The sequence below is a fragment of the Onishia taeanensis genome (assembly GCF_003268885.1).
In the GTDB taxonomy this organism is placed as follows: Bacteria; Pseudomonadota; Gammaproteobacteria; order Pseudomonadales; family Halomonadaceae; genus Onishia; species Onishia taeanensis_A.
In genome coordinates this window covers 204,557-211,427 of sequence record NZ_QLSX01000008.1, presented here as the reverse complement: position 1 = coordinate 211,427, position 6,871 = coordinate 204,557, and the positions used below count along the sequence as shown (strand labels likewise).

Genomic DNA, 6,871 nt, shown 5'->3' with positions numbered 1-6,871 from the left:
CCGGCAATACGTGCCAAGCTCGGTCTCTGATAGAGAAGCCGTTTCAATCACCACAGCCAGCTTGGCGTCAGCTGACCAATCATCTCCGGTCTTACGGTTCCCTGGCACAGGCACTCCTTGTCGGCGGCATGTTTTCAGCCAACCATACAGGGTCGCATCCGATATGCCTTCCTCGGCGGCCACCGACGCCACACTGCGGTTGTCAGGCGGTAGCAGCTTCTTTAGCACCGCGGCCTTACGTTCCTCGGAATAACGTGGCATGAACAATCCTATGCCGCCCACTCTGATGTGGATTCAGGCAAAATCGCCAACTGGACAACTAGGCTGACAGAGGGGGCTAGCGCCATCACCAGCCAGACCCAGAGAGCGAGTTCTGTCAAAATAGATCGATTGAGGAAGCAGGATGCTTGGCCGTGTAAAAGCTACATCGCGTGTCTGGTTGTAAAAGCCGAAAGGGTTTTTGAATCGCCCCAGCTGCAAGCCTATGTTTCGCTTCTGGTTTGAGAGTATTTGATAGTCAATTACTCCATAGTCCAGCTCGGGTTGCGCCTCACTTCCATCGCCACCTGCGCGCCTGCTTAGTACCTGCGCGGCGACCAGAACATCCTCGTGGGGACGCACGGAAAAGTTAACGCCGACTTCGGTGAACTTGGTGCTGCCACCGCTTTCGCTGCTGGGCCCGAAGAAATTATTGTCATCAGTGATCACTAGTGCCTGGCTGAGAAAGCCATGGACTTGTAGTGTATCGCCCATATTCTGAGCATCTGCATTTGTAGCAGTTCCGAACAGACCCACAATGCCGATGACGCCAAGGAGTCGTGCCCCTGCTTCACTCCATTGATATGACTTGGACACGATCATCCAGATGCTCCCTGTCGAGATACCCCAGACTTCCCGGGGTGGTGGCGATGCGTTCTAGCATTTCCGATTGTGATATCACTTTCGTGGGGGCCTGCCCGGTTCCCGAAAAAACGACACGATCCCAGGACAGCTGAAGCTGGTGCGGGTAGACCGACAGGCGCTGCTTGGCGAAGCGCTCATGTACCGGATGGTCATTTGGCAGCACGAAGACCCTCAATGCTTGTCCGTCTGGCCAGGTGCGTTGCCGCATGGCGAACATAGCTCGGGCGGTATCCCGGTTTAGCGATGTTGTTCTGACACCCTGGTGCGCGACCATGACGATATCGAGCTGTCCTTCCTCAGCAATAGAGATTGGTGCGAGCACCATGGCCAAGCTCGTTAGCAGCCAGCGCGCCAAGCTGAGCGGCAGACCAGACCTTATTCCCGACATGGTTCACCCAAACGGTTAATGGAACCTGGTCGGGCACTTCGCTGTTCACAAACTGCCCTGACAGCGTCATTCACGCTGCTGCTGGCAGAACAAGTGCTTGGGCCGGGAGAAAGGCACGCACAGCGAGCTATATTTAACGTCGGCTGATTGATAGACCTTTCACTCCTCATGTCGCAGTGGTCAAAATTGTGCGATCAGGTTCTAGTTACAACTTGAAATATTATTGCACTCATGAATTATGCTTATTTAAGCATCTTAAAGCACGCTTGAGGTATTGGCTATGCCGGCTGCTGCCTGAGCTGGAAAAGTCAGTGACAGGTGAGTCGAGACAGACAAACGCTATGAAAAGGGGAAATAAGGTCGGAGAAAGGTAGCCGGCAGCGGAAACTGCCGGCTAGAGCAGGTTAGTGCAGAGCGAAACTGCCTGCATTCAGCCACAGATGGACGAGGATACTGGCCACATAGCCGAGGAAAATGATGGGTGTCCACTTGAGGTGTCCGAGGAAGGTATAGGAGCCGCGTGCCTGGCCCATCAGCGCCACGCCCGCAGCCGAGCCGACCGACAGCAGACTGCCGCCGACGCCAGCGGTCAGGGTGATCAGTAGCCAGTGACCATGCGACATATCCGGTTCCATGGTCAGTACCGCAAACATGACCGGAATGTTATCGACCACTGCTGAGATCAGGCCCAGAAACACATTGGCCCAGGTGGCATCCCACTGGCTGTAAAGCACTTCGGAGAGCATCGACAGGTAACCCATGAACCCCAGGCCACCAACGCACATCACTACCCCATAGAAGAACAGCAGCGTATCCCACTCGGCACGGGCAATGCGGTTGAATACGTCGAATGGCACGACACTGCCCAGGCGTTCCAGCGCCTGGAGGTCTCCGCGCTGCCGGTAATGATTGCGCTGGCGCTCCAGTTCGCGAGGCAGGCTGCGGCGCAGGTAATAGCCGAAGAATTGCAGGTAACCCAAGCCTGTCATCATGCCGAGCACCGGTGGCAGATGGAGCAGGGTATGACAGGCCACTGCCGTCGCCACCGTCAGCAGGAACAGCAGCACGATTCGCCGCGCGCCGCGCTTCATCTCGATATGCTCACCGTGGGCCTTGGGATGATATTTCTGGACGAAGAAGCTCATCACCACCGCCGGCACCAGGAAGTTGGTCAACGACGGCCCCAGTAGCTCGAAGAATTCATAGAATTCCACCAGACCGGCCTGCCAGACCATCAGGGTCGTGATATCGCCAAACGGGCTGAAGGCGCCCCCGGCATTGGCGGCCACCACGATATTCACGCAGCACAGGTTGATGAAGCGGTGATTGCCTTCAGCCACCTTGGTGACAACGGCGCACATCAGCAGGGCGGTGGTCAGGTTGTCGGCGACGGGGGAAATCACGAAGGCCAGGCCGCCCGTCAGCCAGAACAGGCTGCGGTAGCTGAAGCCGCGTTCCAGCATCCAGCCACGCAGGGCATCGAACACCCCGCGTTCATCCATGGCATTGATGTAGGTCATCGCGACCAGCAGAAACAGCATCAATTCCGAGAATTCGAGTAGCGTGGCCCGAAACGCATGTTCGGCAGCGTCCGGCATGCCATTGCTAACATAGACCCAGCCGATCAGTCCCCAGATGATGCCCGCGGCCACCAACACCGGCTTCGACTTGCGCATGTGCAGCTTTTCTTCAAGCATGACAAGCACATAGGCAAGAACGAAGATGGCGACGGTGAACATGCCTACCGCCGAACCGGTTAGGTCGAGCTCGCCGGACATGGCCAGCACCGAGGGGCTGACGGCCAGGCAGAGCAGGGCGAGTGCCATTGCTGGGAGGTAGCGTTGCCATGAAAAAGGCGATTTATTGTTCATAATTTATTGTATCGGCTTTGGTTTAAATAACGGTTTTCTACGATGCTATCATGCCGCGTAGTCACACCAATTAGAGACCTTCGATGCATAGCGGCAATTAACCTGCGTGCATGCTCTACATCATGATTCTTATTCAGCTTTAGGGTGGACAGAGAAGCATCTGAGAAGGGAATTCTGAATACCCGCGATACAGAGAGCACCGATTCGACAGATCGTCGTCAATCATGGCGGTGATGGCGGTATTCAGGAAGGAGTGGACTTGCGAGTTGGTGCGGATATCGCATCGCAGCGATAGGCGAATTTTTGACAACATGTTACGTTACCCCCGCGAAGTCTAGTGATACAGCAGAGAGTGCTGGCTTCCGCGAAGCATGAGGACTAGGTGAGACAATAATGTCGCTCATCGCCGACAATTTGCCGGCCAATGGCGTCAGGTAAACAGGATGTCCGCTGTCCTTGGACTGTCGTGACCGCTCTCGCCCCGGGAAGGGCGAAGCCTAATCTTTTCTTGAGGTGCAATAAGACGACGCATGTTTCTCGACAAATTCCATCAGGTCCACGACGGCCGCATCAGCATCAGTGCGGAGCAAGCCAGCCATTTCGCCAAGCAGGTCGCCGGAGACTACAACCCGATCCACAACCCGGATGCGCGGCGCTTTTGTGTGCCGGGGGATCTGCTCTTTGCACTGGTCTTGTCGAAGTTCGGCTTGTCTCAATGCATGGCCTTCCATTTTCGCAGCATGGTAGGGGCGGACGTCGCGCTGGATTTCCAGGAGCATGACGATGGCTCTATCCGCGTCACCGACGAACAGGGCAAGGTGTACCTGGAAGTTGAGCGAAGCGGTGGACTGACGCACGACGAAGACGTGATTGCGGCCTTTACGCGTCGGTATGTGGCGTTTTCCGGCAAGAACTTCCCACATTACCTCAAGCCGCTGATGCAGACGCATGGCGTCATGTTCAATCCCCAGCGTCCGCTGGTGATCTACGACAGCATGGGCTTTTCGCTGGACCGCCTCGACGTCGAAGACCCTGGCCTTGAGCTTGAGGACTCGTCTTTCGAAGTGCTCGGCAAGCGCGGCGAGGCCCTGCTGGAGTTCGGTCTTACCGCCTGTGGCCAGAAAATCGGGCGAGGCTCCAAGAAGCTGGTGGTCAGCGGCCTGCGCGACTATGACACCGCCGCCATGGACGAGATTGTCTGCGAGTTCTATCGCCTCAAGGCCGCTTACGAGGCCGCGGTCTAGCCCGGACCATGGCGACGAATCCCGCCTGCCCAGGAGGCGCCCCGAGTGGGCGCCTCCTGCGTTGGCCACCTCCGAGGCAACGTCAGGGCGTAAAACTCTCGCGAGAGGCTTGACGCCGCCCGGCCAACGGGTAGCCTCAAGCTTTTGCCTCTCATCAGGTTCGGCCATGCATCCCCAACGCGCCACCCTGCACAACGAGCTTCATGCTCGCCCCTCGCTGTATTTCTCCGAGCCTGCTCATCTGTACCATTATGCCTTTCTAGACGCCGACGGCGCCTGTGATCGCTTGATCGCTCGCCTGGCCGAGGATCTTGGCGAATGGCTGGATCAGGACGCCGCCCAGGGTGTGCTGTCCCTGGAAGGCATGGTGCTGAAGTGGGAACGGCACACCGAGTTCTTCACCCTTTCGCTGCTGGTGCCCAGGCAACCGGACACCGCGACCTGGCCGGCGCCGCCAGCGATGCTCGCCGAGATCATCGACGCGCACCGCGATCAGGTGATCAACGCGACCCTGATTCTGGTCGAGGAGGACGTGCAACCTGACGGCGATCTGGCCGCCTATGGCTTCAAGGACCCGGCGGGTTCGCATATCGGTGGCGGAGACGCCACGGTGTGGAGCGACTTCCGCCTGACCGAGGATGGCGTCAACCATCTGTTGATCGTCAACCGCCACCTCAACGATTACCGGCTGGGCCGCATGACCCGGCGTCTGCTGGAGATCGAGACCTATCGCATGATGGCCTCGTTGGCGCTGCCGCTGGCCAAGGAACGCAGCGGCGAGTTGCGATGCTTCGAGCAGGAACTGGCGGCACTCTCGGACCGCAACGCCGCCGCCGAGGATACCGACTCCCGGCCCCTGCTGCGCGACATCACGGCGCTGTCGGCGCGACTGGTGCATTCGAGCGCCGGCGCCCGGGTACGCTTCAGTGCCACCGACGCCTACGCGAAGATCGTCTTCAGCCGTATCGAGGAGCTGCGCGAGACTCGCACTGGCGATGGCCAACGACTCGGGCTCTTCATCCTGCGCCGCTTCCAGCCCACGGTGCGCTATTGCTCGGCCATCGACCGCCGTCAGGCCAGCCTGGAGCAGAGCGTGGCCCACTTGAGCGACCTGCTACGCACCCGGGCGCAGGTCGAGATCGAGGAACAGAACGCGGTGATGCTCAAGAGCCTCAATGAGCGCACCAGCTCCCAGCTCAAGATCCAGAAGGCCGTCGAAGGCCTGTCGATCATCGTCATCAGCTACTACATCATCAGTCTGTTGAAGCTCTCCCTCGAGGGGCTCGATGCCGTCGGTCTGGGCATGGAGCCGCGCCAGGCTGCCGCCATCGTCGCGCCGTTGGGTATCCTGATCATCGGCGGACTAGCCTGGCGTATCTGGAAACTGCGACGACACTGAACGGCGTGCCGACGGTGAGCCAGTGCAAAGTCATGGAGACTGGCTTATCTTGGCACCTTTCCATTATCCAGGAAGGATCGGGCCTCATGATTCGCACGCTACTGCTCGACACCGAAGGTCATGCGCACACGGGCGGAGAAGAGTTGATCGCCGACTGGCGAGAGCAACCGGACAGTCGCATCTGGATTGACCTGCAGGGCGTTTCACCTGAAGGGCAGCGAGCCCTGCTCGAGGCCTTCGACTGCCACCCGCTGGCGATCATCGACGCCCAGCGGGAGCGCCATCCTCCCAAGATCGAAGAGTTCGAGACGCACACCCTGATTATTTATCGGGGCATATCGTCCTTTGACGCTGAGCTCAACTATGCCCCGCAGCAGGTCGCCTTCTTTATCGGCGATCGCTTTCTGATCAGTCTGCATCCGAGCCTCGCCATGAGCATTGATCGTATGTGGGGACAGGATGGCAGCAAACTGCTGGCCAAATCCCCCGGCCAACTGGCGATGAAGATCATGCACCTCTCGGCGGGGTTCTACCTCGAGAGCCTACTGGAGTTCGAGACCCAGCTCAGTGATCTGGAGGATGGCCTGATCGAAGCGGGCAACGATAGCCTGATGAAGCGGATCATCAGCTACAAGTCGCGGCTGGTGAAGATGCGGCGGATATTCAACTACCATCAGTCGATCACCCAGGAGTTGATGGCCTATGATTATGATCACCTGCCCCGGGAAGATGCCGACACCCTGCACGCCGTCAACGACGTTCATGAGCGTTTCGAGCGCCTGTATAGCCTGACGCAGATGTATTACGACAACTGCGGTGACCTGGTAGACGGCTATATCTCAATTTCGTCTCACCAGCTCAATATCACCATGCGCGTGCTCACCGTTATCACCGCCATCTTCGTGCCACTCGGCTTCCTGGCCGGTCTCTACGGGATGAATTTCGCCTATATCCCCGAACTCGGCTATCAATATGGCTATTTTGCTCTGCTTGGCGTGATGGCCGTGATTGCTACCAGCCTGATCTGGTTGTTCCGCCGCAAGGGCTGGATGTAGCCGGACTCACG

At 58.2% G+C, this 6,871-nt stretch carries 7 protein-coding genes; 3 read left to right on the top strand and 4 right to left on the bottom strand.

From position 1 onward, the window contains the following. From BCL93_RS12350 to nhaD, 4 genes are all read right to left on the bottom strand, one after another. On the bottom strand, positions 1-261 hold a 261-nt coding region (locus tag BCL93_RS12350; protein WP_146742478.1), incomplete at its 3' end, for a transposase. A 33-nt stretch (positions 262-294) separates the two neighbouring features. Continuing rightward, a complete protein-coding gene (locus BCL93_RS12345; RefSeq protein WP_425339120.1) occupies positions 295-861 on the bottom strand; it encodes a hypothetical protein in 567 nt (188 codons plus the stop codon). Further along, positions 830-1,228: a hypothetical protein gene (locus tag BCL93_RS12340; RefSeq protein ID WP_112055571.1), complete on the bottom strand. Its 399-nt coding sequence runs from the start codon at positions 1,226-1,228 to the stop codon at positions 830-832. The genes BCL93_RS12345 and BCL93_RS12340 overlap by 32 nt, the downstream gene beginning before the upstream one ends. Positions 1,229-1,695: 467 nt before the next feature. After that, positions 1,696-3,117, bottom strand: a complete 1,422-nt coding sequence (nhaD, locus tag BCL93_RS12335; protein WP_258396502.1) for a sodium:proton antiporter NhaD — start codon at positions 3,115-3,117, stop codon at positions 1,696-1,698. Between the two features lie 575 nt (positions 3,118-3,692). Between nhaD and BCL93_RS12330 the strand changes: the two genes are divergently transcribed. The 3 genes from BCL93_RS12330 (at position 3,693) to BCL93_RS12320 (ending at position 6,860) form a co-directional block, all read left to right on the top strand. Beyond that, positions 3,693-4,406: a DUF3581 domain-containing protein gene (locus BCL93_RS12330; protein ID WP_112055569.1), complete on the top strand. Its 714-nt coding sequence runs from the start codon at positions 3,693-3,695 to the stop codon at positions 4,404-4,406. Positions 4,407-4,572: 166 nt separating this feature from the next. Next, positions 4,573-5,805 carry a DUF3422 domain-containing protein gene (locus BCL93_RS12325; protein ID WP_112055568.1) on the top strand — a complete coding sequence of 411 codons (1,233 nt, stop codon included), beginning with the start codon at positions 4,573-4,575 and terminating at the stop codon, positions 5,803-5,805. Between the two features lie 86 nt (positions 5,806-5,891). Continuing rightward, a complete protein-coding gene (locus BCL93_RS12320; protein ID WP_112055567.1) occupies positions 5,892-6,860 on the top strand; it encodes a magnesium transporter CorA family protein in 969 nt (322 codons plus the stop codon). The last annotated feature ends 11 nt before the right edge of the window (positions 6,861-6,871 follow it).